Source organism: Klenkia sp. PcliD-1-E (genome assembly GCF_024124375.1).
In the GTDB taxonomy this organism is placed as follows: domain Bacteria; phylum Actinomycetota; class Actinomycetes; order Mycobacteriales; family Geodermatophilaceae; genus Klenkia.
In genome coordinates, this window is record NZ_JAMXRZ010000252.1 from 1 (window position 1) to 1,362 (window position 1,362).

Annotated in this window: 1 protein-coding gene, 1 pseudogene and 1 riboswitch; of the genes and pseudogenes, one reads left to right on the forward strand and one right to left on the reverse strand. The window is 76.4% G+C overall.

What is annotated here, in order from left to right; all coding sequences use genetic code 11:
* A pseudogene (locus tag NH342_RS22975) lies at positions 1–314 on the reverse strand (hypothetical protein); the annotation flags it as partial.
* A 15-nt stretch (positions 315–329) separates the two neighbouring features.
* Positions 330–499: riboswitch (cyclic di-AMP (ydaO/yuaA leader) on the reverse strand.
* A 111-nt stretch (positions 500–610) separates the two neighbouring features.
* On the opposite strand from NH342_RS22975, the gene NH342_RS22980 reads away from it, so the two are divergent.
* On the forward strand, positions 611–1,362 hold a 752-nt coding region (locus NH342_RS22980), incomplete at its 3' end, for a M20/M25/M40 family metallo-hydrolase (RefSeq protein ID WP_253018698.1).

The following is a 1,362-nucleotide window of genomic DNA, read 5'->3' on the forward strand; positions in this document are numbered from 1 at the left end:
TGCTGGTCCAGCACCGCCTGGTCGGCAGCGGCCTGCGCCGAGGCGGCGGCGGCCTGCTGGTCCTCGCGGCTGCTGCGGCTGGCGGCCAGGTCGGCCAGCTCGCCGAGGTCGGGTGCGGTCTGCGCGGTGAGGCCCAGCTCGGCGGCGACGCTGACCGGCTCGGCCGCGGCGACCGGCGCGACGGGCGCGGACCCGACCAGCACGTGGGCGAGCACGGCCCCGGTGGCGGTGACGCCGAGCAGGAGGACCGGGCGCTGCCGGCGGGTGGGCACGCGCCGGTGACGGGCGCGCGCGGAGGATGAGGGGGTCGCCATGCGGCGGCACTCCAAGAGGTCTTCCGATGCCGCCTACCGGGTTAGCTGACGGGTTCGAGCGGGAAGTCGCCCTACCCCTTCGCGGCCGCGTGCGACCGGTCGGGGGATGCACCCCAGAACTGCGGTTGGGTCCCCGGTTCGCCCTGTGCCTCTCCAGACCAGTGGCGACTCGACGGCGTCCCCCCGGTCGGGCGGACCCGGCCACGGTAGCCACTCCGCACAAGGCGCGCCAAGCAATCGCCGACATTGCGTCACGTGATGTCGCGTGTCCCACAGCCTGTGACAGCATCCGCCGGGTGACCGAGGACCACCCGGCGGTGCTGGCCCTGCAGGCGCTCGTCCGGCACGCCACCGTGGCCGACCGCGACCCCGCCCGCACCGACCCCGCGCCCTTCACCGCCCTGCGCGCGACGCTCGCCGAGCTCTTCCCCCGCCTGCACGGCCTGGAGCTGACCGACGTCGAGCCGCACGCCCTGCTGGTGCGCTGGCCCGGCCGCACCCCCGGCGATCCCGTCGTCCTCATGGCGCACCTGGACGTCGTCCCCGTGCAGGAGGGCTGGACGCACCCGCCGTTCGCCGCCGAGGTCCACGACGGCATGGTCTGGGGCCGCGGCACCCTGGACGACAAGGGCTCCGTGGTCGGCATCTGCTGCGCCGTCGAGGAGCTGCTCGCCGAGGGCTTCGTACCCAGCCGCGACGTCTGGCTGTCCTTCGGCTCCACCGAGGAGGTCTCGGGGACCACCGCGGCCGACGCCGTGCAGGTGCTGCGCGAGCGCGGCGTCCGGCCGTGGTTCGTCCTGGACGAGGGCGGCGCCGTCGCCTCGGGCGCCTTCCCGATGGTCACCGCGCCGCTGGCCGTGGTCGGGGTGACCGAGAAGGGCGTGACGTCGGTCGAGCTGGTCGCCGAGGGTGCGGGCGGGCACGCCTCCACCCCGGCGGCGAACGGGCCCACCGCTCGGCTGGCCCGGGCCATCACCGCGCTGGAGCGCAGCCCGCTGCCCGCCCGCGCGCCCGCGCCGACGCTGGAGCTGCTGCGCCGGCTCGGCCC